We start from the raw sequence: 25,233 nt of genomic DNA, 5'->3' as shown, positions 1-25,233 counted from the left end.
GATAAATCTGCCTACCGTGCGGTAGGTAGACTACCGACCCGGAAAGCGGAGGAACAACCTCAATTTTTCTGGCGTTACTCGCACCGCGACGCGAGGTGAAAGGATGGGATCATGGGTGGACATGCCGTCTCAGAGAGTGTCGTCGCAGGTAGAAGCGCTAAAGACGCGATTCGGGACGCCGCCATCCGGTTATTTACCAGCAAAGGTTTCGAGCAGAGCAGCCTGCGCGAGGTCGCCGATGCGGTGGGAATCACAAAGGCTTCGCTCTACTATCACTACGCGTCCAAGGTCGATCTGCTCGTCGCCATCATCGAACCGATCTTCGACGGCATGCGCTCCACGGTGGAAAGCCTGGAGGGCAAACCGCATTCGCCCGAAGCCGTGCGCGAGGTTTTGCACGATCACCTACACGACATGCTCGGCCACCGCACCGCGGGCGTGCTGTGTATGCGCGATACCGTCGCCATCGTCAACGCGCTCGGCAATCGCTATCCGGACATGATCGATTTGCACCACCGCATGGTCGAATGGCTCGCCGGTCCCGATGCCGATGACGAGGCGATCATGCGGGCCGCGGCCGCCATGCAGGTGCTCAGCGTGGCCTTCATGTCGCAGGAGGCGGTGCCCGAGGCCTCCGAGGAACTCATCGAAAGCGTGCTGCTGGAATCCGCGCTCGGCGTTCTCGATCCGAGGCGATAAAGTTTCGCTTCGTCACTTACCGAGATCAGGAGTACCCCGTGCATATCACCGCGAAAGTCGACTACGCGGTGCGCACGCTCGTCGAAATCGCGAAAGCGCAACAGGATTCGGTGAAAGCCGATGCCATTGTGCTCGCACAGGACATTCCGCCGAAGGTATTGGAATCGGTGGCGGCGGATCTGCGCAAAGGCGGATTGGTCACCAGCCGCCGCGGTCCGGACGGGGGCTATCGCCTGGCCCGTCCGGCCCCGCAGATCAGCATTGCCGATGTCATCCGCGCCGTGGAGGACCCGCTCGCCTCGGTGCGCGGGCAGCGCCCGGAGGATGTCGGCTACACCGGCGCGGCGGAACCGTTGCAGCGGGTGTGGATCGGGCTGCGGGTGAATATCCGCGCGGTCCTGGAGCGCGTGACCATCGCCGATATCGCCAATGATCTGCTGCCGCCGTTCCTGGACGAACTGCTGCACGATCCGGATGCGTGGACGCGCCGCGCGCGGCCGGTGAGCGGTCCGGCCGAGGTCTGCGAGAGCCGTCCCGCCACCGAATGGCGAGATTTGGATCAACCAGACATCTAGTACAAGTCGGACATCTGATCGGTAAACGTTCCGGCGGCCCTCGGGGCCAGACGGTAGCCTGCGAACATCATGTTGATCAGACTTCTCCGCACCTTCTTGGCGCCCTACCGCACCCAGCTGGCCGGGGTCGTAGTGCTTCAGCTGATAGCGGTCATCGCCATGCTCTACCTGCCCAGTCTGAATGCCGACATCATCGACGACGGCATCACCAAGGGCGATATCGGCTATATCTGGACCACCGGCGGATGGATGCTCGCCATTACCGCCGTGCAGATCCTGGCCCAGTCCGCCTCGGTCTACCTGGGCGCGCAGGCGGCCATGGGCGCGGGCCGCGATATGCGCGCCGCGCTGCTGCACCGGGTGAGCACCTTCTCCGCGCGCGAGGTCGGCATGTTCGGCGCGCCCTCGCTCATCACGCGCAATACCAATGACGTGCAACAGGTGCAGCTGCTCGTGCTCATGAGCGCGACCATCCTGGTGATGGCCCCGATCATGTGCGTGGGCGGCATCATCATGGCGTTGCGCGAGGATTTCGGCCTGTCCTGGCTGCTGCTCATCGCGGTACCCGCGCTCGGGCTGTCGATGGCCTTCATCATCACCCGCATGGTGCCCGGCTTCCGGCAGATGCAGGAGCGCATCGACTCGGTGAACCGCGTTCTGCGCGAACAGATCACGGGCATTCGCGTGGTCCGCGCCTTCGTGCGGGAGCGGCAGGAGACCTGGCGCTTCGGCATGGCCAACAAGGAGCTGACCGAGACCTCGCTGTATGTCGGCCGCTATATGGCGCTGATGTTCCCGCTGGTCATGCTCATCTCCAATGTGACCGCCGTCGGCGTGATCTGGTTCGGCGGGCATCTGGTCGACGACGGGACCATGCAGGTGGGTTCGCTCACCGCCATGCTGTCCTACATTCTGCAGATCCTGACCGCGGTCATGATGGCCTCGTTCCTGGCCATGATGGCCCCGCGCGCCGCGGTGTCGGGGGAGCGGATCAGCGCGGTGCTGGCCACCGAGACCTCGGTACAGCCGCCGCGCCTGCCGCAGGAGTTCACCGGCGATCCGGGCTCGGTGGATTTCGCCTTCGCCGAATTCAAGTTCCCGGGCGCGGAAAAGCCGGTGCTGCGGGCGATCCGGTTCCGGGTGGACCCCGGTACCACCACCGCCATCGTGGGTTCCACCGGTTCGGGCAAGACCACGCTGATCAACCTGGTCCCGCGGCTCATCGATGTCACCGACGGCGCGGTCCACGTGGGCGGCACCGATGTGCGGCACGTGGATCTGGAACTGCTGCGCGATCACATCGGCCTGGTGCCGCAGAAGGCGTACCTGTTCTCCGGCACCATCGGCTCGAACCTGCGCTACGGCAAGCCGGACGCCACCGACGAACAGCTGTGGGCGGCCCTGGAGGTCGCGCAGGCCGCCGATTTCGTGCGCGAAATGCCGCAGGGTCTGGAAACCCCTGTCGCACAAGGCGGTACGACGGTCTCGGGCGGTCAGCGCCAGCGCCTGGCCATTGCCCGCGCCCTGGTGCGCAAACCCCGGGTCTACCTGTTCGACGACTGCTTCTCCGCCCTCGACGTCGCCACCGACGCCCGGGTCCGCGAGGCCCTCGCGCCCGAGACCGCGAATGCCGCGGTCATCATTGTCGCGCAACGTATTTCGACCATCCGCGAGGCCGATCAGATCGTGGTGCTCGAGGACGGCGCGATGGCCGGTATCGGCACCCATGACCAACTGCTGCGGGACTGCCCCGAATACCGGGAGATCGTGGAGTCGCAGTTCAGCGTCGAGGAGGCGCGATGAATTACCATTGCGCAGCCGTTCATTGCGCCGACCGGGTGCGGGTGTCCCGCATGACACAGCTGGAGGTTCGATGAGGCCCGGAGCACCGAATCCCGGCGCGCCGGATGCGAAGGCCAAGTCCTTCGGTCCGTCCCTGAAACGGTTGCTACGCCGGTTGGCGCCCGAACGCCTCTATCTGACCATTGTTTTCGCCCTGGCGGTGGCCTCGGTGGTGCTCAATACGCTGGGCCCGCAGCTGCTCGGCGACGCCACCAATCTGATTTTCAACGGGGTGGTCGGCAAGGAGATCGGGCAGTCGCTGCCGCCGGGCACGACCAAGGCGGACGCCGTCGCGGCCCTGCGCGCCGCCGGTGACAACACCTTCGCCGACATGCTCGCCAGCATGGACGTGATTCCCGGTGTGGGCGTGGACTTCTCGGCCGTCGGCCGGGTACTGGCCATGGTGCTCGCGCTCTATGTCGCCGCCTCGATCTTCGGCTGGCTCGGATCGTTCCTGCTCAATATCGTCATCAACCGCACCGTCATGCGGCTGCGCAACGAGATCGAAGCCAAGATCCATCGACTTCCGCTGAGCTACTTCGACTCTCAGGCGCGCGGCGATGTGCTGTCCCGCGTCACCAATGACGTCGACAATATGGCGCAGTCGCTGAACCAGACGCTGAGCCAGCTGCTCATCTCGGTGCTGACGGTCTTCGGCACCCTGGGCATGATGTTCTGGATCTCGCCCATGCTGGCGCTGATCGCCCTGCTCACCGTGCCTTTGGCCGTCGTTGTCACCGCGCAGATCGCCAAACGGTCCAAACCGCATTTCGTGGATCAGTGGAAGACCACCGGCGAGGTCAACGCCCAGGTCGAGGAGGCCTTCACCGGCCACGAGGTGGTGACCGCCTTCGGCCGTGGCCGCGAGGTCGGCGAGCGCTTCGACGAGACCAACGAGCAGCTGTATCAGGCATCGTTCAAATCGCAGTTCATCTCCGGCCTGATCATGCCCGCCATCATGTTCCTGGGGAACCTGAACTATGTGCTCATCGCCGTGGTCGGCGGCCTGCGCGTGGCCTCGGGTCAGCTGTCGCTGGGCGAGGTGCAGGCGTTCATCCAGTACTCGCGCGGATTCACCCAGCCGCTCACCCAGATCGGCTCCGTGATCAACCTGCTGCAGTCCGGAGTCGCTTCGGCGGAACGGATTTTCGAGATTCTGGACGCCGACGAGCAGGTGCCCGATCCGGCGGTGGAGGACGACCGCCCGGTGGACCGCGGCCGGGTCGCCTTCGACAAGGTGTCCTTCCGCTACGAGCCCGACACCCCGATCATCGAGGAGCTCTCGCTGGTCGCCGAGCCCGGTCACGTGGTCGCCATCGTCGGCCCGACCGGCGCGGGCAAGACCACGCTGGTCAATCTCCTCATGCGCTTCTACGAGGTGGACGCGGGCGCCATCACCATCGACGATGTCGACATCACCCGCATCACCCGCGATCGGCTGCGCGCCCGCATGGGCATGGTGCTGCAGGACACCTGGCTCTTCGGCGGCACCATTCGGGAGAACATCGCCTACGGCAATCCGAAAGCCTCCGAGGACGAGATCCTCGAGGCCGCCCGCGCCGCCTATGTGGACCGGTTCGTGCACGCGCTGCCGCACGGCTACGACACCGTCATCGACGAGGAGGGCTCCGGCGTCAGCGCCGGTGAGAAGCAGCTCATCACCATTGCCCGCGCCTTCCTGGCCAAACCCTCCATCCTCATCCTGGACGAGGCCACCAGTTCGGTCGACACCCGCACCGAACTGCTGGTCCAGCACGCCATGGCCGCCCTGCGCCGGGACCGCACGAGTTTCGTCATCGCACACCGGCTTTCGACCATACGCGACGCCGACACCATCGTGGTCATGGAGAAGGGCCACATTGTCGAACAGGGCACCCACGAGCAACTGCTCGCCGCGCACGGCCCGTACTACAACCTCTACCGGGCCCAGTTCGCCGCCGCCCTGAACGCGGACGACGAGGATCCCGACGCGGTCGAACTGACGAAGACCGGCGGCTGATGGTGGCCCGGCTCACGGTCGCGCGGATGCGCCCGTGAGCCGCCGGGCTCGGTCTGGGAGGATGGACGTCGTGTCTGCTGAGTTCTCCTTCAAGGTCGGTACCAGGCTCGACAACGGTCGTCACGGCCGGTCCGGGCTGATCAGCACCCCGCACGGTGATATCGCCACCCCGGCGTTCATTCCGGTGGGGACCAAGGCGACCGTGAAAGCGGTGCTGCCGGAGACCATGAAGGAACTGGGCTCGCAGGCGCTGCTGGCCAATGCCTATCACCTGTACCTACAGCCGGGGTCCGACATCGTGGACGAGGCGGGCGGGCTGTCGAAGTTCATGAACTGGCCCGGACCGACCTTCACCGACAGCGGCGGCTTCCAGGTCATGTCGCTCGGCGTGGGCTTCAAGAAGGTCCTCGCCATGGAGGCCGTCGGCGTGCAGAACGACGATGTGATCGCCAAGGGCAAGGAGCGCCTCGCCCATGTGGACGAGGACGGCGTCACCTTCCGCTCGCACCTGGACGGTTCGAAGCACCGCTTCACCCCCGAGGTGTCCATGGGCATCCAGCATCAGCTGGGCGCGGACATCATGTTCGCCTTCGACGAACTCACCACGCTGCTGAATACCCGTGGCTACCAAGAGGAATCGCTTGAGCGCACGCGGCGCTGGGCACAGCGCTGCCTCGACGAGCACGAGCGGCTGACCGAAGCCCGGTCGCACCGCCCGTACCAGGCGCTGTTCGGCGTGATCCAGGGCGCGCAGTACGAAGACCTGCGCCGCAAGGCCTGTCGCGATCTGGAAGCGCTGCGCGGCACGGCCGGAACGGAATTCGACGGATACGGCATCGGCGGGGCGCTGGAGAAGCACAATCTCGGCACCATCGTCGGCTGGTGCTGTGACGAGCTGCCCGAACACAAGCCGCGCCATATGCTCGGCATCAGCGAGCCCGAGGACGTCTTCGTCGCCGTGGAGAACGGCGCGGACACCTTCGACTGCGTGAATCCCTCACGGGTGGCGCGCAATGCCGCCATCTATGTCGACGCGGGCCGTTTCAATATCGATCAGGCCCGCTTCAAGCGCGATTTCACGCCCATCGACGAGAACTGCGACTGCTATACCTGTCAGCACTACACCCGCGCCTACCTGCACCACCTGTTCAAGGCGAAGGAAATGCTGGCGTCGACCCTGTGCACGATTCACAACGAGCGTTTCACCGTGCGCCTGGTCGACCGCATTCGCGAGAGCATCGACGGCGGGTATTTCGACGCTTACAAGACCGAATTCCTCGGTCAGTGGAAGGGCCGGATCAAGGCTCCCGGCCTCTGATTCCGGCGTGCGGATGCGGGGGCGCGCCGCCCCCGCACCCGATCCGTCAGCTGGCGAGCGCGGGCTCCACGCGGGGCGCGTAGCTGGGCTCGTGCTTCTTCAGGAAGGCGATCACCCGATAGGTCACGGGCAGCACCAGCACCTCGGCGAGCGTCTTCCAGGCGAATCCGACGACGACGTAGTTGACGAACGACCCCCACGTGCTGATGCCGATGGCCGAGGCCGCGATGGCACAGAAGATCAGCGTATCGCCCAGTTCGCCGACCACGGTGGAGCCGATGAGCCGCGCCCACAGGTGCTTCTCCTTGGTCCGCTCCTTGATGGCGACCAGCGTCGCCGAGTTCAGCATCTCGCCGACGAAGTACCCGCACAGTCCGGCGAGCACCAGTTGCCAGGTGGTGCCGAGCACGGCGGCGAACGAGTCCTGGTTCGGATAGAACGACGCCGCCGGGAGCTCGATGGCGATCCAGAAGCAGCCGAGTATCAGCAGCAGGATGGCGAAGCCCATGTAGATGGCCCGGCGCGCGGCCTTGAAGCCGTATACCTCGCTGAGCACATCGCCGATGATGTAGGCGAGCGGGAAAAGGAAGAATGCGCCGTCGAGGGTCAGGGGCAGGACTTCGACGGGCCCGAGTTTCAGTGATCGATCGGTGAAGAACTGAACGCCTTTGGTGGCGCAGATATTCGAAATGATCAGTACTGCCGTGAACAGCGCCACGACCGGTGTGTAGTAGCCCCCCGCCGCCTTCGCGAATGCCGCGTGTTCGGTGGCGGGGCGTCCAGTTCCGGCGGTGTCCGCCGGTGATAGTGCATCACTCACGAAGAGAACAGGATACCCGCGTGGTCGCCAGGTGGAATAGGCTGGTCCAATGACGAATCCCGGGGACTCCGACGAGTGGTGGAAGCAGTACGGCGGTGAAGGCGTCTCGCCGGATTCCCCGTCCTCCGGATCGAATCCGATCCAGCCGACCCCGCCGCCGACGGGTTATTCCTCCGCTCCGGATCTGCAGAAGCACCCGCATACTCCGCCGCCGCAGCCGCAGTATCCGAATTATCCGCCGTCGCAACCGAATCCGGTGCAGCAGAATCCGGCCGGTGGATATCCGCCGCCCGCCCCGGCCCCCGCGTACGGCCAGCCCGCCGGTGGCTACCAAACGCCGGGTTATCAACAGCCGGGTTATCAACAGCCGGGTTATCAGCAGCCGGGCGCGTATCCGCAGCCGGGCGCCTATCAGCCCTACGGCTACCAGCAGCAGCCCATGGGCACCAATGGCATGGCCATCGCCTCGCTGATCGTCTCGATCCTCGGTTTGAGCACCATGCTGTTCTGCTTCCTGCCGATCGGCTCGCTGGTGGGCCTGATTCTCGGTGCGGTGGGGCTGAATCAGGTGAAGCAGTCCGGTCAGGACGGCCGCGGTCTGGCGCTGGGCGGTATCTGGGTCGGCGCCGCCGGGCTGGCCATCGGCGTGGTGCTGTGGGTGTTCGTCGGCGCGGCCATCATCGGGGGCAGCGCATAGCCGCACGCGCGCACGAAAGCGGGGCACATCCGAAAGGATGTGCCCCGCTTCGGTTTTTCGTCATCGGCCCTTGATGGATCAGCCCTTGATGACCTGGGTGCCGCCGGCCAGCTTGTCGTGCCAGCCCTGCTTGTTCGGGTCCTGCTCGATGGTGACGGCGATGTAGATCATCATGCCGAGGCTCACCAGGTTGCCGATGCAGTAGACCATGCCGATCGGGATGAACAGATTGCGCATGAGCGACTGCTTCGGGTCCAGCTTGGCCGCGCCGCCCGGCGCCACGATCCGCAGGCCGAGCAGCTTCTTGCCGAGGGTGGTGCCCTGCGAGGTCTCCATGGCGACGAAGTAGCCGGTGATGACGGCGTAGGTGATGACCGCACCGATGATGCTGCCCACGATGCCGCCGATCGCGGACTGGATGAACCAGCTGATGATGCTGGCCGGAATGCCCGCGATCAGGAAGTCGATGATGCGGGCGCCGAAGCGCGTCCACAGGTCACCGGGCTGCGCGCCGCCGGAGCCGGGCGCACCGTAGCCGCCGGGCTGACCCGGGAACGGCTGATAGGGCTGCTGGCCGTACGGCTGTTGCTGACCGTAGCCGGGCTGCTGGCCGAACTGCGGCTGCTGCTGGGCGTACGGATCGGACTGGCCGTAGGGCTGCTGACCGTACGGCTGCTGCGGCTGCTGCTGCCCGTACGGATCGGACTGCTGACCGTAGGGCTGCTGCTGCCCGTACGGCTGGCCGCCCTGCGGATACTGGTTGGGGTCGTACCCACCGCTTGTCATGGTGTCGCCGTCCTCGTTCGGAAGTGGTTCGTGTCGGGATCTGGTCGAGTGCGTACGTTACGGATACGAACTGGGTTGCAACAAGCCGTTGGGATCGAGTGTCCATGGTTCGCGCGGCAGTTTTTCCGGCCGGAATCGCGCGAGCAAGTCCGCCGGAGTCGTAACGGCGGGATAGCCCAGCGAATCCGCGAGCAGCGTGAACACCTGCGCCGGGGTCTCGCCTAGCGCGATCCGGTCGTGCAGGGTGACCGCGCCGTCGCGTTTGGCCAGCCGCTGCCCGGCGGCATTGAGGGCCAGTGGCACATGTGCGTACTGCGGGACGGGCAGTTCGAGCAGTGTGGCGAGATAAGCCTGACGTGGGGTGGAGGGCAGTAGATCGTCGCCGCGCACCACCTGGTCGATGTCCTGCGCGGCATCGTCCACCACGACCGCGAGGTTGTAGGCGGGCAGGCCGTCGCCGCGGCGCAGCACCAGATCGTCGACCGCGCTGCGATAGCTGCCGTGCAGCTCGTCGGTGATCTCGAATTCGGTGACGGCGGCCCGCAGTCGGAGCGCGGCCGGGCGTCCGGCGGCCTGCCGCTCGGCGCGTTCGGCCGCGGTGAGGTCGCGGCAGGTGCCCGGATAGGCGCCCATGGGCCCGTGCGGCGCGGTGGCGGCCTGCTGGATTTCCCTGCGGGTGCAGAAGCATTCGTAGGTGAGCCCGGCGGCGTCGAGCCGCTCGATGGCGGCGGCATAGCGCTCGAGCCGTTGCGATTGCCACACCACCGGCGGATCCCAGTCCAGGCCGATGGCGGCGAGATCCGCCAGCTGCCGCTCGGCCGCACCCGCCTTGACGCGGTCCAGATCCTCGACGCGCATGCGGAATCCGCGGCCGGTCGACCACGCGAACAGCCACGCCAGCAGCGCCGTCCGCAGATTCCCCAGATGCAGGTCGCCGGACGGGCTGGGTGCGAATCGCCCGTATCCCTTCACGTCCGCCCATGCTAGGCGGCGTGTCCGCGTCCGCGACCATGGCGTGTCCGCGCCGGGGGAGCGATGCGTGCGACGTTCGCACGCTTCGCACCGCCGCCGGTCCTTCGCATTCTTGCGGGTGCACACAAAAGGTGTGAAGTGACAGCGGATCTGCGAGTTCAGCGAATGCGCAGGTGGGGACGGAGATCGATCTCGGCAATCGGTTCGTTCGCCGCCAGAGGGGCGAGAATATGGCGAGCGTGGGCCGCCAATCCGGGGGAGTCGATGTCGTACGGCGCCTGCCCGAAGGTCTCCAGCCGGTGGACCGCGCGGTCGAGAAGGGTCCTTGCACCCTTCGAATTGCCGCGCTGAATGTGGGTCAGGCCAACGGCATACTGCGCCAGCCCTTGCCACAGCATCCGCTCGGCGAACGGGCCGTTCTTCCACGCTGCCTCCAATACCTCGTGCGCGAAGAAAGGCAGGCCGTCGTCGAGCAGGCGCTGAGCGTACTCGAGCGTCTGCTCGGGCGGCAGGTCCAAATCATCCGGTATGCGAGGAACTCCGGTGCTGCCGAAGGGGAGGGGTCGGCCGAATCGGTCACGGGGTCGGGCATTCCGGGCACGCCCGGTCTCGTCGCGATCCCGTTCGATATCGTCCGGCGCATCGTCGGTCATATGTCCATGATCCCGGATGGCATCTCGGACCGGCCGGTCGGAGTTTGCCGGAAGGTCCGCTAATCCACCGACAACAATTCTGCGACTTTCAAATTCGGTGCGCATCGAATAGCGGCTATTTTTGTGCAACTAATTAGCTGGCTAACCTTGCCGCATGTTTGCTGATTGAAAACGAAAGAATGCGATCTCCTTATGACGAACCCTGCTAGTGTTTAGCGCGGGAACGGCCATCGGGGGTGCATTCCCATCGTGAAGTGCAGAGAGTGGGTTGTACGGAGAGGTTGCGTGCGGACCCAGGCGTACCAGGGATCCGCGAATCTCCATGGATCTCAACCCCTTCAAGATCGATGCCAGCAAGATCTCGTGCTTGACGCAAGAAAGGAGCTAGAACTGTGAACGTGTATTACACAGGTGCGGTTTGGCGTAAGAGCAAATACAGCGGCCCGAACGGTAACTGCGTAGAGGTCGCGTTTCTCAAAGACGGCAACGTCGCGGTCCGCGACAGCAAGGACCACGGCTACGGGCCGATCTTGGCGTTCACCCCGGGCGAGTGGGATGCGTTCATGTCGGGCGTATCCGATGGGGAGTTCAAGCGAGCCTGAGCTCAGACGCGCCTGAATCAGAAAACAGGGGCCCCGAGTCGATGTGGACTCGGGGCTTTTCGCTTCTGGTGACGGTGGCCCCTAGTGACGGTGGCCGTTGTCCTGCGCCCGGCGCAGCACAGCCAGCTGCTGATGCTCCGCCTCCTGTTCGACGTCCCGGTTCTGCTCCCGCTCGGCGGGCGGATCGGCGAGGAAGAAACTGCCGGTGCCCGGGCGTCCGGCAATACCGAGTTCGTTCATCTTCTTGGGTACGCGAGCCCCTTGGTATTCCAGCGGAATGGGGTGCCCGTGCTCGTCCACCGGCCCGAGCGGCTGATGCAGCTCGATGTACTCACCGTGCGGAAGCCGCCGCACCACACCGGTTTCGATGCCGTGCTCGAGCACCGCGCGGTCGCTGCGCTGCAGGCCCAGGCACAACCGGTAGGCGGCGTAGTAGGCCAGCGGCGGGGCGAGCAGCAGGGCGATGCGGAAGAACCACGTGGTGGCATTGAGGGAGATGTCGAACTGCAGCGCGATGATGTCGTTGACGCAGGCCAGGGTGAGCACGATGTAGAAGGTCAGCGACATGGCCCCGATGGCCGTACGCACCGGCACATCCCGCGGGCGCTGCAGCAGATTGTGGTGGGCGCGATCGCCGGTGAGCCGCTTCTCGATCCACGGATAGACGATGAGAAGCACGAAGATCAGCGGCATGACGATGCCCACGGCGAAGGCGCCGGGCACGGTGTGGCCGAAGATGTAGAGCTCCCAGGCCGGGAAGAGCCGCAGGAAGCCGTCGGTCCACATCAGGTAGAAGTCGGGCTGGGTGCCCGCGGAGACCTGGGAGGGGTTGTAGGGCCCCAGATTCCAGATGGGATTGATCTGCAGCAGCCCGCCCATGATGGCCAGCACGCCGAGGGTGAAGGCGAAGAACGCGCCCTGGTCGAGGGAGAACACCGGCACGATGCGCGCGCCGATGACATTGCGCTCACTGCGCCCGGGGCCGGGGTACTGGGTGTGCTTCTGGTACCAGACCAGCGCGATGTGCACGGCGATGAGCGCCAGCATGATGCCCGGGAACAGCAGCACGTGCGCGATATAGAGCCGCGGCAGGATGATGGTGCCCGGGAAGTCGCCGCCGAACATGAGCCAGTGCAGCCAGGTGCCGATGACCGGGGTACCCATAGTGATGCCCGCGAAGGCGGCCCGCAGCCCGGTGCCGGAGAGCAGATCGTCGGGCAGCGAGTAGCCGAAGAAGCCCTCGAACATGGCGATGATGAGCAGGATCGAGCCGATCACCCAGTTGGCCTCGCGCGGTCGGCGGAAGGCGCCGGTGAAGAACACGCGGCACAGGTGCACGATCATGGCCGCGGTGAACAGCAGTGCGGCCCAATGGTGCACCTGCCGCACGAACAGTCCGCCGCGGACATCGAAGGAGATGTCCAGGGCGATCTCGTAGGAGCGGGACATGGTGACCCCGCGCAGCGGCTGATAGGACCCGTTGTAGACCACCTCGGTCATGGAGGGGTCGAAGAACAAGGTCAAATACACGCCGGAGAGCAGCAGAATGATGAAGCTGTACAGCGCGATTTCGCCGAGCAGAAACGACCAATGAGTCGGAAAGATCTTGTTTATGGATCTTTTCACGAAGTTCGCGGCCTGATACCGCTCATCCATCGAATCGGCTTGTTCGGCCAGTCGATTTCTGGTTGCCATCGCGGTCACCCGCCCCTGGAGAGAGTGGTAAGGCTTCTACTACACACGGTAGCACCCAGACGGCCTGCGTCGTACGGTCTTTCGATAAGGTCATCGCGTGAATTCCCTGGCGCCGCGCGACGCCGCCGTGTACTGGTTGTCCGCCCGCACCCGCAACGATCTGTTCCTGCTGTACTGCTTCGCCGACACCGGCGCCGCCCCCGCTGAACTCCGTCGCGCCGTCGCCGCGCGGGCCGCGGGCATTCCGGATTTGCTGGTACACGTGCTGGATACTCCTGCAAACATTGCGTATCCGATTTGGGCGCCTTGCGAATTCATGGACGACCAGTTCACCGACCATCCACTGCCCGATGACACCTGGGTAAATGTGACGGCGGCACTCGGCAATCTGCTGGGCACAGGAGTGCGTGCGCAGGATCGCCCGTGGCGGCTGCACGTATTCCGCGGAGTCCGGGACGCCCCCGGCTTCGCCCCCGATGCGCCCGCCCTGGTCGCGGTGCTGCAACTGTCGCACGCCTTGGCCGACGGCCGCCGCGCGAGCGCCCTGGCCCGCGCGCTCTTCACCGAGACCGCACCCGAACCGGCCGCCTCGTCCCGCGCCCCCTCGGCGTCCCGGCTGCGCGCGACCCTGGCGGCACTCCCGGACCTCCCGATCGGCCTGGCACGCACCATTGCTCGCGGCCTGTCCGCCTACCGCGCCGAACAGCGCCTGGCGGAACTGACGACCGCGGGCGCGATTCCGCCCGCCACCCCGGGCGCCGCCCCCAATCTCCTCAATGGCGACGGCCACACACCCTCCGGCCACGCGGTCCGCATGCTCGTGAACGAGGCGGAGCGCCTGCGCGTTCCGGGCCACACCGTCACCGTGGTCGTCCTGACCGCCGTCTCCCTCGCCCTGCAGCGCTACCTGGCGCAGCGCGCCGAACCCGCGGAATCCCTCCTGGCCCAAGTTCCCATGTCGATTGCCGAAGCGGGCCACACCCGCAACAGCTACCGCGATCTGTCCATCGATCTGTCCGTCCGCGAACCGGTCCTGCCCCACCGCGCGGCCCGCATCGCCGCGAATCTCGCCGCGGCTCGCCAACGCGCCGCCCACCCGCTCCAAGACGTCCGCGCCCATGCGAACGACGACCTCCCCGCCCCCCTGCTGCACCGTGATGTGACTCACTATCCGATCGACTCACTCCCCGAACGAGTTTCGGGTCACACCGTCGTCTCCAGCGTCCACCGCGGCCCCGCCGACCTCACCTTCGGGGGCGGCCGCGTCCACTTCACCGCGGGCTTCCCGGCCCTCGGCTCCGTCATGCACCTGACCCATGGCGTGCACGGCCTGGGCGACACCGTCACCGTCTCCGTCCACGCCGACCCGGCCGTCCTACCGGATCTCGACGCCTACGCCGGTTTGCTGGATTCCGCCTTGTCGGAGGCAGCTTCCGCCCTGCGAACCACCACGGAACGAGCGAAGGCCCCGGCGGACTGAGTCCGGCCGGGGCCTTCGTGAGCGGAGGATAGGGGATTTGAACCCCTGAGGGCTGTTAACCCAACCCGCGTTCCAGGCGAGCGCCATAGGCCACTAGGCGAATCCTCCGTCGAGCAATATACCGGCTGCCCCCCGGGTTCGACCAAATCGGGTAGTCGGGGGCTACTTCTTGCGGAGGCCGTCGAGGGCTTTCTGGACCTGAGCCTTGGCCACCTGAGCGACTTCTTCCTTGCTCACCGTCTCGCCCTCGCCGCGGTCGACGCTGATCTCCGCCTTGACCGAGACATTGCTGTCGCGCACGGCCACGGTGTAGTCGAGCACGGTGAAAGAGGAGTAGTCGCGGACCTCGGCGTGCCAGTAGCCCTCCTCGCCGATGCCGGTGACATCGCCGGAGGACAGGCCGGTGCCGGTGGTGCCGGTGTCGTACTGCTTCCAGCTCTTGTAGGACGGATCACCGTAGGCGCCGTTGAACGACACTTCGAGGGTGATGTCGGCCTCATTGGTGTGGTACTTGTTCGTGGTCGACTGGCTTTCGTAGCCCGCCTGGCAGTTCAGGCTGCCGCCGCTGTAGTCGGTGGGCTGGGTCTCGGAATGCTCCGGACTGCCAGACGAGGTGGAGGCCCACTTGGTGAGCACCGACGGATCGATCAGGCTGCAGGCATTGGTGACCTTGTCCATGGAGTAGTTGCCGTCCATGGCTTCCTTGTCACCGCCCAGCCCGCTGGTGATCGAGGGCTTGTCCTCCTGGGTCAGCGCGATCGCGCCGATACCGATGCCGACCAGCACCACCAGGCCCAGCACGCCGCCGATGATCCAGCCGGTCTTGCCGCCGCCACCGGACGGGGGCGGCGGGGCCGGATAGTTGTAGCCCGCCCCGGCGGGCGCGAACTGCTGCTGCGGCTGCTGCGCATACGGCTGCTGGCCGGTGTAGGCGGGCTGCGGCGGCTCGGTGTACGCGGGCTGCTGCATCGGCGGATACGTCTGCTGCGGCGGAAGCGGCTGTGGGGGCGCGGTGTACGGCGGCACCGCTCCGGCGTTGTAGTTGAGCATGGTCGGATCGGCGACCGGTGCGGACGAATCGGTTCCGGCGGGCGGCGTGGACCACCACTGCGCGGTTCCCTGGTGCTCGGCCGGGTCCTGCGGTCCGCCCGGACCTGGATTGGAGCTAGTCACTACTGGATTCCCCTCCGGTACTGAGCGGGTGACCCCGCCATGTCGGGAGCATCGTAACGACCCGGGGCGGCGCGGGTCTCGGTGAGCCGCTACACTGGCCGACGGATCCAGCGCGGCGCGCATCCTGTGAACTCCCCCAGGGCCGGAAGGCAGCAAGGGTCAACGGGCTCTGCCGGGTGCGCTGGGTCCCCTTTTATTTGTGGAGCAATATGGCTCCCATCCAGGCAGGGCTGCCGAGTAACGTGGGCGGTTGGGTCACGGACCCGGACAAACAACCCCCTAGCCCTTGGAAAGGCTGCCTGATGCCCCGGCAAACGCAGATCGGTTTGATGAGCCATGCGGAACTCGTGACGGAACACGAGACGCAGAACGCGAACTACGCGAAGCTCAAGACCGAGAAGCTGACGCTGGACATTACGCGCGGCAAGCCCGCGCTCGAGCAGCTGGACCTGTCGCTGGACCTGCTCTCGCTGCCGGGCAATGACGACTACCGCGACGCCAACGGCACCGATGTCCGCAATTACGGCGGCCTGCACGGTCTCCCGGAACTGCGCGCCATCTTCGGTGAACTGCTCGGCATCCCGGTGTCGAATCTGCTGTCCGGCAACAATGCCAGTCTGCAGCTCATGCACGACGTGATCGTGTTCTCCATGCTGCACGGCAATGCCGACTCCCCGCGCCGCTGGGTGGACGAGCCGGTGCTCAAATTCCTGTGTCCCGCACCGGGTTACGACCGGCACTTCGCCATCACCCAGTCGCTGGGCTTCGAGATGATCCCGATCCCCATGGGCCACGACGGGCCGGATGTGCACGCCATCGCCCAGCTGGTGGTCGCCGATCCCAGCATCAAGGGCCTGTGGGCGGTGCCGAACTATTCCAACCCCACCGGCGTCACCTTCTCCGAAGCCGTTACCCGCGAACTGGTTTCGATGCCGACCGCCGCGCCGGACTTCCGCCTGTTCTGGGACAACGCCTACGCCGTGCACCCGCTCACCGAGACCGCCGACCCGGTCCTGGATGTGCTCGGCATGGCCGATACGGCCGGAAACCCCAACCGCCCCTACGTTTTCGCCTCCACCTCGAAGATCACCTTCGCGGGTTCGGGCGTCAGCTTCTTCGGATCGTCCACCGCCAACCTGGATTGGTACCTGAAGCACGCGGGCAAGCAGAGCATCGGCCCGGAAAAGGTCAACCAGCTGCGGCATCTGCGCTTCTTCAAGGACGCCGAGGGCGTGCGCGCGCATATGCAGAAGCACCGCGCCATCCTGGAGCCGAAATTCAAACTGGTGCTGAAGATCTTGGAGGATCGCCTGGGCGCGTCCAAGGTGGCGTCCTGGACCGAGCCCAAGGGCGGCTACTTCATCAGCCTGGACGTGCTGGAGGGCACCGCGAGCCGCGTGGTGGCCCTGGCCAAGGACGCGGGTATCGCGCTGACCCCGGCGGGTTCGTCGTATCCGTACGGAAACGACCCGGAGGACAAGAACATTCGCCTCGCGCCCAGCTTCCCGTCGCTGGCGGAGCTGGAGAAGGCCATGGACGGCGTGGCCACCTGCGTGCTGCTGGCCGCCACCGAGAAGTTGCTGAACCAGTAGGACCGACGACGAGGGGCACGCACCGGCCGGTGCGCGCCCCTTCGCTCGTTTCGGCTAGGCGGGCCTGTGCGCCAGCACCGCGAAGATTGTCACCGACAGATGGATGTCCCCGCTGCGCGCACCGGCCTCGAGATCGGCCAGCAGCTGATCGCGCTGCTGCTCGGTAATGGCGTGCCGCGCCACCGCCCGATCGGCGATGCGCGCCACCAGCGCGCCCGCGCCGATGCTGCCGTCCTGGATGAGGGCGTGCGAGCCGACGCCGTCCACGACCAGCCCGGCGGCGGTGAGCTGCCCGGCCAGCTTGCGGCCCGCGAATGGATTGGTGGTGCCCGCGATCATGGTCTCGATGACCTCGTGCACCACGTGCCGGTCGCCCGGATGCACGATGGCGGTGCCCCAGTCGCTGTCCATGACCACCACGCGCCCGCCCGGCTTCAGCACGCGGGCGATCTCGCCGACCGCGCGGGCCGGGGAGGTCAGGTGCTGGAAGACGCGCTCGCAGAGCGCCGCGTCGAAGCTGTCGCTGCCGAACGGCAGCCCGTAGGCGTCGCCGGTCACGAATTTGGCGGTCGATCCGGCCTGTGCGGCGCGGCGCTCGGCGGCCGCCAGCAGGTGCGGATCGGGCTCCACGCCCAGGGCGGCGCCGGTGGGCCCGACCAGTTCGGCGAAGGCCATCACCTCCGACCCGGATCCGGATCCGATATTCACGGCGCTCTCGCCGGGTTGTAGCGCGAGCGCCTCGTGCGCCCAGTTCCGCAGCCGCTTGATACCGGGTAGCGCGGCTTGCAGATCATGGACATCGACCAGTTGATCCTGGCCGTCGCGGTCGAAACGGTCCGGTCGCAGTCCGGACCCTACGCCTGGGTGCGGCGCGGTTCCCACTGAAGAAATTGCCATGGTGTCGGGCATGGCGCCGAGCCTAGTCGTGACCCGCGTCACCACAACCGAGGATGGATGCGATGATTCAGTACATGGTGAGTCGCAAGCTGATGATCGCCCAGGACCCCGCCGCCGACGAACTCCTCTCGACGGATGATTTCGCCCTTCTGGTGGGAATGACCCTCGATCAGCAGTACCCCATGGAACACGCATTCCGCGGTCCGCAGAAACTCGCCGACCGGATGGGCGGGTTCGATATCCGGACCATCGCCGCCGCCGATCCGGCCGAATTCGAGGAGTTGGCCGCCACCCCGCCCGCCATTCACCGCTACGGGCGGTCCATGGCCCGGCGGGTGCAGGAACTGGCCCGCTACATCATCGACAACTACGACGGGAAAACCTCGGGGCTGTGGACCGACGGCGATCCGGACGGCAAGGAAGTATTGCGGCGGCTGAAAGCGCTGCCCGGATTCGGTGACCAGAAAGCCCGAATCTTCTTGGCGCTGTTGGGTAAACAGGACGGGCTCACCGCCAAGGGCTGGCGCGAGGCCGCCGGGGCCTATGGCGAGGACGGTTCCCGCCGTTCGGTCGCCGATGTGACCGATGCCGAATCCCTCACGCAGGTACGGGAATTCAAAAAGCAGGCGAAGGCCGCACCGAAAGCGAAGTAGCGCGGGATCGAATCAAGCTGGTTTTTAACCTCCGATTGCCGAGGCATTTCCGGTGTAGTGATCGGGCGCCCCGTTGTGTGACCTGGACCGCTGATCAGCAATCAGCGGGCAAAGTTCACCGCTCGGGCACCTTGACGACATCCGGCGTTAGCAACGTCCGGTTTCGATCTCTTCGTCCCGGCAGGGGCGTCCGAAACAACTGATGAGAGAACCGAAGAAATGCTGATGAGGAAATTCGCCGCGACGTCGGCGCTGCTGATCGCTGCCATGGGCATCACGGCCGGCACCGTCAATGCGGCGCCCGCTGCCGCCGAGGCCGACGCGATCAACTACGCCGCTACCACGACCGAGACCTCCACGATCATCCGGAGCGATGCCGGTTCGATGGTCGTCGAGGATGGTGTCTTCAAGATCAAGGCTGCCAATGGCGCCACGGTCGCGGGCACCGAGCTGAAGTTCCGCGTGGACGATTTCGAGTTCCCGATCGCCGCGGAGATCACCGATCGGACCGCCACCCTGACTCCGGAGTTCACTCAGGAGAAGGCCGTCTACAAGCTGGTCGCGCTGCCCTACGAGAACGTCGCGCTGTGGAAGTCCGAGTACGACCGTGAGGTCGCCGCCTGGTCCCGCCTGACCAGCACCATCTCCATGGGCGCCACCATCGGCACCCTGGGCGGCGGTATCGCCGGTGCGGCCCTGGGCTGTGTCATCGGCGCCGGTGTCGCCTTCGCCGCGACCACCCCGCTGCTGCTCATGTTCGGTGCGGGCCCGCTGGGCGGCTGCCTCGTGGGAGCCAGCCTGGTCGGCTTCCTGGGCACCCTCGCGGGTCAGGTCTTCGTGACCGCCCCGGTCGCCATTCTGGCTGCGGTGCAGTACTTCACCACCATCAACCAGCCTTTCACCCCGCCCGCCAAGTAATTCCGGTACGGGTAGAGCCCGAGGGTGCCGCAATGTTCATCATTGCGGCACCCTCGGGCAATCCGGCGTTCGTGGCAACAGGATTCGATCTCTCCGTTCACCCTGCGGATTGCCTGATGAGGAACCACACGAATGCTGTCGAAGAAATTCGCCACCACCGCGGCCCTGTTGATCGCCGCGCTGGGCATCAGCGCCGGGACCGCGGGTGCGGCCCCCGAGGCCCCCGAGGCCGCCGATAGCGGTGTCATCAACTACGCGGCCACCAACACCGAGAAGTCCACGATCATCCGGACCGATGCCGGTTCCATGGTCGTCGAGGACGGCGTCTTCAAAATCAAGGCCGCCGACGGCACCGTGGTCGCCGGTACCGAATTGAAGTTCCGGGTGGACGAGTTCGAATTCCCCATCGCCGCCGAGATTTCCGATCGCACCGCCACGCTGACTCCCGAATTCACCGAGGAGAAGGCCGTCTACAAGCCGATCAATCTGCCGTTCGAGAACCAGGCCCCCTGGAAGTCCGAATACGACCGGGAGCAGGCCGCGTTCAACCGCCTGAAGGACACCATTGCCATGGGCGCCACCATCGGCACTCTCACCGGCGGTATCGGCGGCGCGGCCCTGGGCTGCGTCATCGGCGCCGGTGTCGCCTTCGCGGCCACGACCCCGCTGCTGCTCATGTTCGGCGCCGGTCCGCTGGGCGGCTGCATTGTCGGTGCCAGCCTGGTCGGCTTCCTGGGCACCCTCGCGGGTCAGATCTTCGTGACCGCTCCGGTCGCGATCATGGCCGCCTACAACTACTTCGTCACGATCAACCAGCCGTTCGTGGCTCCGGCGAAGTAGTTCTCGCGGGCGCGAATCCAAAAAAACGAACCCGCTCGGCCGATACGACCGAGCGGGTTCGTTTGCTCCTTCTCAATGTATAGCGCACCCGGGGCCTTGCGGCAACCCCCCGGCTATGCCGCAGAATCACTGCCCTAAGCCAGAACCTGCGAATTGGAGTTGCCTGAATGCGTGTACTGAACACCGACGTCGTCATCGTGGGTGCTGGCCCGACCGGTCTGATGCTGGCGGCCGAGCTGCGGCTGGCCGGGGTGCGACCGCTGGTGCTGGAGCGGCGACTACAGCAGCACAATGTGCCGAAGGCCAGCGGGCTCGGCGGGCAGATCGTGGATCTGCTGCACTACCGCGGTGCGCTGGAACCGATCATGACGGCCAGCGGTGGCTTCCATCCGGCGGCCCGATTCCCCTTCGGCGGTGTGCATCTGGACTTCACCCAGCTGATGGATCCGCCGATGCGGGCCATGCCGCTCGCACAGGCGCGGCTCGAGGAGCTGCTCGCCGAGCGTGCCGGTGCGCTCGGCGCGGAAATCCAGCGCGGACACGAGGTTCTGGGGTTCACCCAGGACGCGGAGTCGGTGACCGCGGAGGTGCGCGGGCCGGACGGCGAGTACCGGGTGACCGCTCGCTACCTGGTGGCTTGTGACGGTGGCCGCAGCCGGATCCGCGAGCTGGCCGGAATCTCCTTCGACGGCACCACCTATCCGGAGATCAACCGATTCGCGACCGTCACCGTGGGCGAGGCGGTGACGGTGCTCGACAACGGCGATCTCGATGTGCCCGGTCTCGGCACGGTCCATGCCGGTTTCACCCGGACCGAGCGCGGTCTGTTCGCCTTCGGCACGGCCATTCCCGGCGAACCGATCAGCGTCTTCACCACCGAGGCGGAATCCGCCGCCGACGATTACAACACCGACGAGCCCATGACCCTGGACGAAATCCGGGACAGCATTCGCCGCGTGCTCGGGGTCGAACTGCCGGTGGAGAACCCGACTCGGCTGTCGCGCTACATCTTCCAGGCCCGGCAAGCCGACCGCTACCGGGCGGGCCGGGTGCTGGTGGCCGGTGACGCGGCCCATCAGTTCCCCGCCACCGGCGTGGCGCTGAATGCGGGCATGCTCGACACGGTCAACCTGGTCTGGAAGCTGGGCGCCGAAATCCAGGGCTGGGCCCCGGCCGGGCTGCTGGACACCTATCACGAGGAACGCCACTACGCCGGGGCGCGCACGCTGGTGCACACCCAGGCGCAGGTGGCGCTGCGGCGCGGGCAGGACGCGGCGGCCGACGCGCTGCGCACGGTCTTCCAGGAAATGGTCGCCGACGAGCCCGCCGCCCGCCGCCTCGGCTCCTGGATCGCGGGCACCAATATCCGCTACGCCCTGCCTAATCCGAACGAGCACGCCCTGACCGGCACCTTCGCGCCCGATCTGGCGCTGCACACCGAGGCGGGCACGACCAGCGTCGCCGAGCTCATGCATCCGGCCCGGCCGATTCTGCTCGATCTCGCCGACAGTGCGGAGCTGCGCGAGGCGGCGCGGGCCTGGGAGCCGCGGGTCGAGATCGTCACCGCCAAGACCGCGGATCGCCCGGCCGATGCCCTGCTCATCCGCCCGGACGCGTGCATCGCCTGGGCGGCGACCATCGACGAACCGGCCGAGACCGCCGCGGCCGAGCGGCGGGAAGCGCTGGCGCACTGGTTCGGCGCGCCCTTGTGATCCCGGTGAGCGCAATCCTGTCGCGCCGCTGACCGCGCTGCTGGACTGGATGGGCCGGGTGAGCGATCGTGTCGCCCGGTCCAAGCCAGTTCGGAAAGCGAGAAACCGGTCATGTCAGAGGAATCCGCCGGAGAGCAGGTCGCGGCGGCGACCGGGAAATGGTCCTGGGTGACCGAGGATTGGCTGGCGGTCATCGCCGGGCTGACCCTGATCGCCCTGGTGCTGACCGGCATCGTGCCGGACAAGTGGGTGCCGTGATGAGCGACGGCATTGTGAATACCGCTGCGCGGGAGCCTGTCTCGGAGGATACGGGCAAGCCGGTAGCTACCGGCACGTCGGCGCCCGGCGGCAATCCGGTGGCGCTGGCCGTCGCGGGCGTCGCCGTGGTGATCGCGCTCGGCGCGGCCACCCGGTACCTGGACGTGCACGTGCCCCAGTGGGCGGCGGGCACCTCGTTCGCGAAGGTCGCCAAGACCGTCGAGTTCCCGATCTACGCCATTGTGCTCGGCCTACTGGGCAATGTCGCATTGTGGAAACTCGGCCTGCGGGAGCGCATTTCGGCCGGATTCCGGACCGAGTTCTTCATCAAGACCGGCGTGGTGCTGCTGGGCGCCTCGGTCAATCTGAAGATTCTCGTCACGGCCGCCGGGCCCGCCATCGTGCAGGCGCTGCTGCTGATCACGGCGGTCTTCGGGTTCACCTGGTGGTTCGGCGGCTTCCTCGGAATCGACGATAGGCTGCGCGCGCTGCTAGCCTCGGCGGTGTCAATCTGCGGTGTGAGCGCCGCCATTGCCGCGGCGGGTGCGGTGCAGGCCAAGAAGGAACAGCTCGCCTATGCCGCATCCATGGTGATCGTGTTCGCCCTGCCGTCCATCTTTATCCTGCCCTGGGCGGCCGAGCTGTTCGGGCTCTCCGATGCGGTGGCCGGTGCGTGGATCGGCGGCAATATCGACACCACCGCTGCCGTGGCGGCCTCCGGTGCCCTGGCGGGCGAGGACGCGCTGCAGATCGCGACCATTGTGAAGACCACGCAGAACGCCCTGATCGGCCTGGTCGCCATTGCGCTCACCGCGTATTTCGCGCTGAAGGTGGATCGCACCGGGACGGCGCAGCGCCCGACCATCGGCGAATTCTGGGCCCGATTCCCGAAATTCGTGCTCGGCTTCGTCGCCGCCTCGGTCATCGGCACGCTGTATGTGCAGTACGCCGACAATGGCAAGGCGGCCATTGCCACGGTGAACGATCTGCGCACCTGGTTCCTCATCTTCGCTTTCGTGTCCATCGGTCTCGGCTTCTCCGCCAAGGGCATCCGGGAAGCCGGTCCGCGCCCGATCGTGGTGTTCGGCGCGGCCACGGTGGTGAATCTGCTGGTGGGCCTGGGACTCTCGGTGTTGTTGTTCCACAGTTTCCAGCCCTGAGACCAGCACCGCGCCCGGCCGATGCCGGTCGGCTGGGAATAACGGCGAACCCGCTCGGTCAGCTCGACCGAGCGGGTGCGCTGTATTCCTGCGCATAGCAAAAGTATTGAGAAACAATTGAATTCACACTGATCGTGACCGGCGACACGATCCCCCGCGCTCCATAGATTCGTCCCATGAGCATCCTCGCCGCGCCTCCCGGGAAACCGGAAGCGGTCACCGACGACGACGGCACGCTGACCGTCGTCCGCACCCGTCATCCGTGGCGCTGGGTGACCGGCGGTATCGCACTGGTGCTGGTCGCCCAGTTCGTGCACGGCCTGGCGACCAATCCGGGCTGGGACTGGTCCACCTTCGCCGACTACCTGACCGCCGCCTCGGTCCTGGCCGCGCTGAAGGTCACCCTGGAACTGACGATGTGGGGCACCCTGCTCGGCTTCTTCCTCGGCATCTGGCTGGCCGCCGGCCGCCTGTCGAAGAGCCCGGTGCTGCAGGTGATTTCGTGGACCTACATCTGGGCCTTCCGGTCCATTCCGCTCATCGTGCAGTTGCTGTTCTGGTTCAACCTGGCCTACCTGTATCAGTCCGTGTCCCTGGGCATTCCGTTCGGACCGGAGTTCGTGCGGTTCGACACCAACAATGTGATCAGCGGATTCACCGCCGCCGTCATCGGGCTGGCGCTGCATCAGGCGGCATACTCCGCGGAGATCATTCGCGCGGGCATCATCTCGGTGGACCAGGGGCAGTGGGAGGCGGCCAAGGCGCTGGGCCTGCCGTGGCGGCGGCAGTTCTTCACCGTCATCGGGCCGCAGGCCATGCGCGGCATCCTGCCCAATGCCGCCAATGAGGTCATCAGCCTGTTCAAGGGCACCTCGATCGTCTCCACCATGGCCATCGCCGAACTCTTCTACCAGGTCCAGGTGATCTTCGGCCGCAATGGCCGGGTGGTGCCGCTGCTCATGGTGGCCACGGTCTGGTACATCGTGCTCACCACCGTCCTCAATGTCGTGCAGTACTACGTCGAACGGCACTACGCGCAGGGCAGCGTCCGCGAACTCCCGCCGACGCCGTGGCAGCGGGCGCGTGGCGCCTACGCCGATATTCGAGCGAAGGCGGCGGCGCGATGAGCGAGTACGCGGTCGAACTGCGCGGCATCCGGAAGTCCTTCGGCGCGCACGAGGTGCTGGCCGGAATCGATCTGGCCGTGCGTCCGGGCGAGGTCACCGTGGTGCTCGGGCCGAGCGGCTCGGGCAAGTCCACGCTGCTGCGGACCATCAATCATCTGGAGCAGGTGGATGCGGGCACGGTCCGGGTCGGCGGCGAGCTGGTCGGCTACCGGCGCAAGGGCGACCGGCTGTACGAACTGGCTGAGCGGGAGATTCTGCGGCAGCGCTCCCGGATCGGGTTCGTATTCCAGAATTTCAACCTCTTCCCGCATCTGACCGCGCTGGAGAATGTCGCGCTGGCTCCCATTGCCGCTCAGGGACGCCCGAAGGCCGAGGCGCGCACCGAGGCCGCCGAGCTGCTGGCGCGGGTCGGCTTGGCCGACAAGGCCGACCAGTACCCGCGCCGCCTCTCCGGCGGTCAGCAGCAGCGCGTCGCCATTGCCCGGGCCCTGGCCCTGCGGCCGCAGGTGGTGCTGTTCGACGAGCCGACCTCCGCCCTCGATCCGGAACTCGTTGGCGAGGTCCTCGATGTCATCCGCGATCTGGCCCGCGGCGGCGCCACGCTCGTGATCGTCACCCACGAACTGGGTTTCGCCCGCGAGGTGGCCGACACCGTGGTGCTCATGGACGCCGGAACCATCGTCGAGCAGGGGCCACCGGATCAGGTCTTCGACACTCCCTCGCATCCACGCACCAAAGCTTTTCTCTCGCACGCGCTCTGACGCA

General features: G+C 66.3%; 24 protein-coding genes, 1 tRNA gene and 1 other RNA gene. 18 read left to right on the top strand and 8 right to left on the bottom strand.

Translation table 11 applies throughout. The features are described 5' to 3' along the window. Window positions 1-111 precede the first annotated feature (111 nt). The 5 genes from NC4_RS02905 (at window position 112) to tgt (ending at window position 6,433) form a co-directional block, all read left to right on the top strand. The gene (locus NC4_RS02905; protein WP_067531880.1) at window positions 112-699 is read left to right on the top strand and encodes a TetR/AcrR family transcriptional regulator; all 588 of its coding nucleotides are present in this window, start codon (window positions 112-114) and stop codon (window positions 697-699) included. Window positions 700-737: 38 nt separating this feature from the next. Beyond that, complete coding sequence (locus tag NC4_RS02900; protein ID WP_067531878.1) at window positions 738-1,274, top strand: RrF2 family transcriptional regulator; 537 nt, start codon at window positions 738-740, stop codon at window positions 1,272-1,274. A 69-nt stretch (window positions 1,275-1,343) separates the two neighbouring features. Further along, window positions 1,344-3,077: an ABC transporter ATP-binding protein gene (locus NC4_RS02895; protein ID WP_067531876.1), complete on the top strand. Its 1,734-nt coding sequence runs from the start codon at window positions 1,344-1,346 to the stop codon at window positions 3,075-3,077. 70 nt (window positions 3,078-3,147) lie between these two features. After that, entirely contained in the window at window positions 3,148-5,115 is a 1,968-nt protein-coding gene (locus tag NC4_RS02890) for an ABC transporter ATP-binding protein (RefSeq protein WP_067531873.1), read from the top strand. Window positions 5,116-5,185: 70 nt separating this feature from the next. After that, the gene (gene tgt / locus NC4_RS02885; protein WP_439957472.1) at window positions 5,186-6,433 is read left to right on the top strand and encodes a tRNA guanosine(34) transglycosylase Tgt; all 1,248 of its coding nucleotides are present in this window, start codon (window positions 5,186-5,188) and stop codon (window positions 6,431-6,433) included. Window positions 6,434-6,479: 46 nt separating this feature from the next. On the opposite strand, the gene NC4_RS02880 is transcribed toward tgt, so the two are convergent. Further along, window positions 6,480-7,253, bottom strand: a complete 774-nt coding sequence (locus NC4_RS02880; RefSeq protein ID WP_067531869.1) for a queuosine precursor transporter — start codon at window positions 7,251-7,253, stop codon at window positions 6,480-6,482. Between the two features lie 49 nt (window positions 7,254-7,302). On the opposite strand from NC4_RS02880, the gene NC4_RS02875 reads away from it, so the two are divergent. Then, the gene (locus NC4_RS02875) at window positions 7,303-7,950 is read left to right on the top strand and encodes a DUF4190 domain-containing protein (protein ID WP_067531867.1); all 648 of its coding nucleotides are present in this window, start codon (window positions 7,303-7,305) and stop codon (window positions 7,948-7,950) included. Window positions 7,951-8,028: 78 nt separating this feature from the next. Here NC4_RS02875 and NC4_RS02870 read toward each other — a convergent pair whose 3' ends face one another. The 3 genes from NC4_RS02870 to NC4_RS02860 all read right to left on the bottom strand — a co-directional run bounded on the left by NC4_RS02870 (window position 8,029) and on the right by NC4_RS02860 (window position 10,361). Then, window positions 8,029-8,736, bottom strand: a complete 708-nt coding sequence (locus tag NC4_RS02870) for an RDD family protein (RefSeq protein ID WP_067531865.1) — start codon at window positions 8,734-8,736, stop codon at window positions 8,029-8,031. 57 nt (window positions 8,737-8,793) lie between these two features. After that, the gene (gene gluQRS, locus NC4_RS02865) at window positions 8,794-9,708 is read right to left on the bottom strand and encodes a tRNA glutamyl-Q(34) synthetase GluQRS (RefSeq protein ID WP_067531863.1); all 915 of its coding nucleotides are present in this window, start codon (window positions 9,706-9,708) and stop codon (window positions 8,794-8,796) included. A 158-nt stretch (window positions 9,709-9,866) separates the two neighbouring features. Next, entirely contained in the window at window positions 9,867-10,361 is a 495-nt protein-coding gene (locus NC4_RS02860) for a DUF309 domain-containing protein (RefSeq protein ID WP_067531861.1), read from the bottom strand. Between the two features lie 392 nt (window positions 10,362-10,753). On the opposite strand from NC4_RS02860, the gene NC4_RS02855 reads away from it, so the two are divergent. Further along, entirely contained in the window at window positions 10,754-10,963 is a 210-nt protein-coding gene (locus tag NC4_RS02855) for a DUF397 domain-containing protein (protein ID WP_067531859.1), read from the top strand. 81 nt (window positions 10,964-11,044) lie between these two features. Here the strand turns inward: NC4_RS02855 and qcrB are convergent, their stop codons facing one another. Further along, the gene (qcrB, locus tag NC4_RS02850) at window positions 11,045-12,658 is read right to left on the bottom strand and encodes a cytochrome bc1 complex cytochrome b subunit (protein WP_067531858.1); all 1,614 of its coding nucleotides are present in this window, start codon (window positions 12,656-12,658) and stop codon (window positions 11,045-11,047) included. Window positions 12,659-12,755: 97 nt separating this feature from the next. Between qcrB and NC4_RS02845 the strand changes: the two genes are divergently transcribed. Then, window positions 12,756-14,138 (top strand): WS/DGAT/MGAT family O-acyltransferase, encoded by a 1,383-nt coding sequence (locus NC4_RS02845; protein ID WP_067531857.1) that lies wholly within the window; start codon window positions 12,756-12,758, stop codon window positions 14,136-14,138. A gap of 22 nt (window positions 14,139-14,160) precedes the next feature. Here the strand turns inward: NC4_RS02845 and NC4_RS02840 are convergent. Together NC4_RS02840 and NC4_RS02835 are read right to left on the bottom strand one after the other, a co-directional pair. Beyond that, window positions 14,161-14,246: transfer RNA gene (locus tag NC4_RS02840), tRNA-Ser, on the bottom strand. Between the two features lie 54 nt (window positions 14,247-14,300). Then, window positions 14,301-15,311, bottom strand: coding sequence for a hypothetical protein (locus NC4_RS02835; protein ID WP_067531855.1), 1,011 nt, complete (start codon window positions 15,309-15,311; stop codon window positions 14,301-14,303). Window positions 15,312-15,411: 100 nt separating this feature from the next. On the opposite strand from NC4_RS02835, the gene ffs reads away from it, so the two are divergent. Beyond that, window positions 15,412-15,506, top strand: an RNA gene (gene ffs / locus NC4_RS02830) — signal recognition particle sRNA small type. 107 nt (window positions 15,507-15,613) lie between these two features. Then, window positions 15,614-16,903 carry an aspartate aminotransferase type Ic gene (locus tag NC4_RS02825; RefSeq protein ID WP_067531852.1) on the top strand — a complete coding sequence of 430 codons (1,290 nt, stop codon included), beginning with the start codon at window positions 15,614-15,616 and terminating at the stop codon, window positions 16,901-16,903. A gap of 54 nt (window positions 16,904-16,957) precedes the next feature. Here the strand turns inward: NC4_RS02825 and NC4_RS02820 are convergent, their stop codons facing one another. Continuing rightward, window positions 16,958-17,800 (bottom strand): methyltransferase domain-containing protein, encoded by an 843-nt coding sequence (locus NC4_RS02820; RefSeq protein WP_067531923.1) that lies wholly within the window; start codon window positions 17,798-17,800, stop codon window positions 16,958-16,960. Between the two features lie 62 nt (window positions 17,801-17,862). On the opposite strand from NC4_RS02820, the gene NC4_RS02815 reads away from it, so the two are divergent. The 8 genes from NC4_RS02815 to NC4_RS02785 all read left to right on the top strand — a co-directional run bounded on the left by NC4_RS02815 (window position 17,863) and on the right by NC4_RS02785 (window position 25,229). Continuing rightward, a complete protein-coding gene (locus NC4_RS02815) occupies window positions 17,863-18,453 on the top strand; it encodes an HhH-GPD-type base excision DNA repair protein (protein WP_245721454.1) in 591 nt (196 codons plus the stop codon). A gap of 219 nt (window positions 18,454-18,672) precedes the next feature. After that, window positions 18,673-19,371, top strand: a complete 699-nt coding sequence (locus NC4_RS02810; RefSeq protein ID WP_067531849.1) for a DUF8020 domain-containing protein — start codon at window positions 18,673-18,675, stop codon at window positions 19,369-19,371. 132 nt (window positions 19,372-19,503) lie between these two features. Further along, window positions 19,504-20,211 (top strand): DUF8020 domain-containing protein, encoded by a 708-nt coding sequence (locus NC4_RS02805; RefSeq protein ID WP_067531848.1) that lies wholly within the window; start codon window positions 19,504-19,506, stop codon window positions 20,209-20,211. A gap of 167 nt (window positions 20,212-20,378) precedes the next feature. Then, window positions 20,379-21,923 (top strand): FAD-dependent monooxygenase, encoded by a 1,545-nt coding sequence (locus NC4_RS02800; RefSeq protein ID WP_067531845.1) that lies wholly within the window; start codon window positions 20,379-20,381, stop codon window positions 21,921-21,923. Between the two features lie 111 nt (window positions 21,924-22,034). Then, window positions 22,035-22,181, top strand: a complete 147-nt coding sequence (locus NC4_RS40920) for a hypothetical protein (RefSeq protein ID WP_169814715.1) — start codon at window positions 22,035-22,037, stop codon at window positions 22,179-22,181. Then, the gene (locus NC4_RS02795) at window positions 22,181-23,341 is read left to right on the top strand and encodes a YeiH family protein (RefSeq protein WP_067531919.1); all 1,161 of its coding nucleotides are present in this window, start codon (window positions 22,181-22,183) and stop codon (window positions 23,339-23,341) included. Before NC4_RS40920 ends, NC4_RS02795 begins: the two co-directional genes overlap by 1 nt. Before the next feature lie 176 nt (window positions 23,342-23,517). Then, window positions 23,518-24,468, top strand: a complete 951-nt coding sequence (locus tag NC4_RS02790; protein ID WP_067531843.1) for an amino acid ABC transporter permease — start codon at window positions 23,518-23,520, stop codon at window positions 24,466-24,468. Further along, window positions 24,465-25,229: an amino acid ABC transporter ATP-binding protein gene (locus tag NC4_RS02785; RefSeq protein ID WP_067531841.1), complete on the top strand. Its 765-nt coding sequence runs from the start codon at window positions 24,465-24,467 to the stop codon at window positions 25,227-25,229. Before NC4_RS02790 ends, NC4_RS02785 begins: the two co-directional genes overlap by 4 nt. The last annotated feature ends 4 nt before the right edge of the window (window positions 25,230-25,233 follow it).

Source organism: Nocardia crassostreae, assembly GCF_001613405.1.
Classification (GTDB): Bacteria; Actinomycetota; Actinomycetes; order Mycobacteriales; family Mycobacteriaceae; genus Nocardia; species Nocardia crassostreae.
Note: the sequence above shows the minus strand (reverse complement) of the source record. Positions and strands in the feature narration are given on the sequence as shown.

Coding starts and splice junctions, on each gene's coding strand:
- NC4_RS02800 (WP_067531845.1), top strand. CDS start 20,379: ATGCGTGTACTGAACACCGACGTCGTCATCGTGGGTGCTGGCCCGACC.
- NC4_RS02825 (WP_067531852.1), top strand. CDS start 15,614: ATGCCCCGGCAAACGCAGATCGGTTTGATGAGCCATGCGGAACTCGTG.
- NC4_RS02905 (WP_067531880.1), top strand. CDS start 112: ATGGGTGGACATGCCGTCTCAGAGAGTGTCGTCGCAGGTAGAAGCGCT.
- NC4_RS02810 (WP_067531849.1), top strand. CDS start 18,673: ATGCTGATGAGGAAATTCGCCGCGACGTCGGCGCTGCTGATCGCTGCC.
- NC4_RS02870 (WP_067531865.1), bottom strand. CDS start 8,736: ATGACAAGCGGTGGGTACGACCCCAACCAGTATCCGCAGGGCGGCCAG.
- NC4_RS02805 (WP_067531848.1), top strand. CDS start 19,504: ATGCTGTCGAAGAAATTCGCCACCACCGCGGCCCTGTTGATCGCCGCG.
- qcrB (WP_067531858.1), bottom strand. CDS start 12,658: ATGGCAACCAGAAATCGACTGGCCGAACAAGCCGATTCGATGGATGAG.
- NC4_RS02815 (WP_245721454.1), top strand. CDS start 17,863: ATGATTCAGTACATGGTGAGTCGCAAGCTGATGATCGCCCAGGACCCC.
- NC4_RS02890 (WP_067531873.1), top strand. CDS start 3,148: ATGAGGCCCGGAGCACCGAATCCCGGCGCGCCGGATGCGAAGGCCAAG.
- NC4_RS02860 (WP_067531861.1), bottom strand. CDS start 10,361: ATGACCGACGATGCGCCGGACGATATCGAACGGGATCGCGACGAGACC.
- NC4_RS40920 (WP_169814715.1), top strand. CDS start 22,035: ATGTCAGAGGAATCCGCCGGAGAGCAGGTCGCGGCGGCGACCGGGAAA.
- NC4_RS02785 (WP_067531841.1), top strand. CDS start 24,465: ATGAGCGAGTACGCGGTCGAACTGCGCGGCATCCGGAAGTCCTTCGGC.
- NC4_RS02895 (WP_067531876.1), top strand. CDS start 1,344: ATGTTGATCAGACTTCTCCGCACCTTCTTGGCGCCCTACCGCACCCAG.
- NC4_RS02875 (WP_067531867.1), top strand. CDS start 7,303: ATGACGAATCCCGGGGACTCCGACGAGTGGTGGAAGCAGTACGGCGGT.
- NC4_RS02790 (WP_067531843.1), top strand. CDS start 23,518: ATGAGCATCCTCGCCGCGCCTCCCGGGAAACCGGAAGCGGTCACCGAC.
- NC4_RS02820 (WP_067531923.1), bottom strand. CDS start 17,800: ATGGCAATTTCTTCAGTGGGAACCGCGCCGCACCCAGGCGTAGGGTCC.
- NC4_RS02795 (WP_067531919.1), top strand. CDS start 22,181: ATGAGCGACGGCATTGTGAATACCGCTGCGCGGGAGCCTGTCTCGGAG.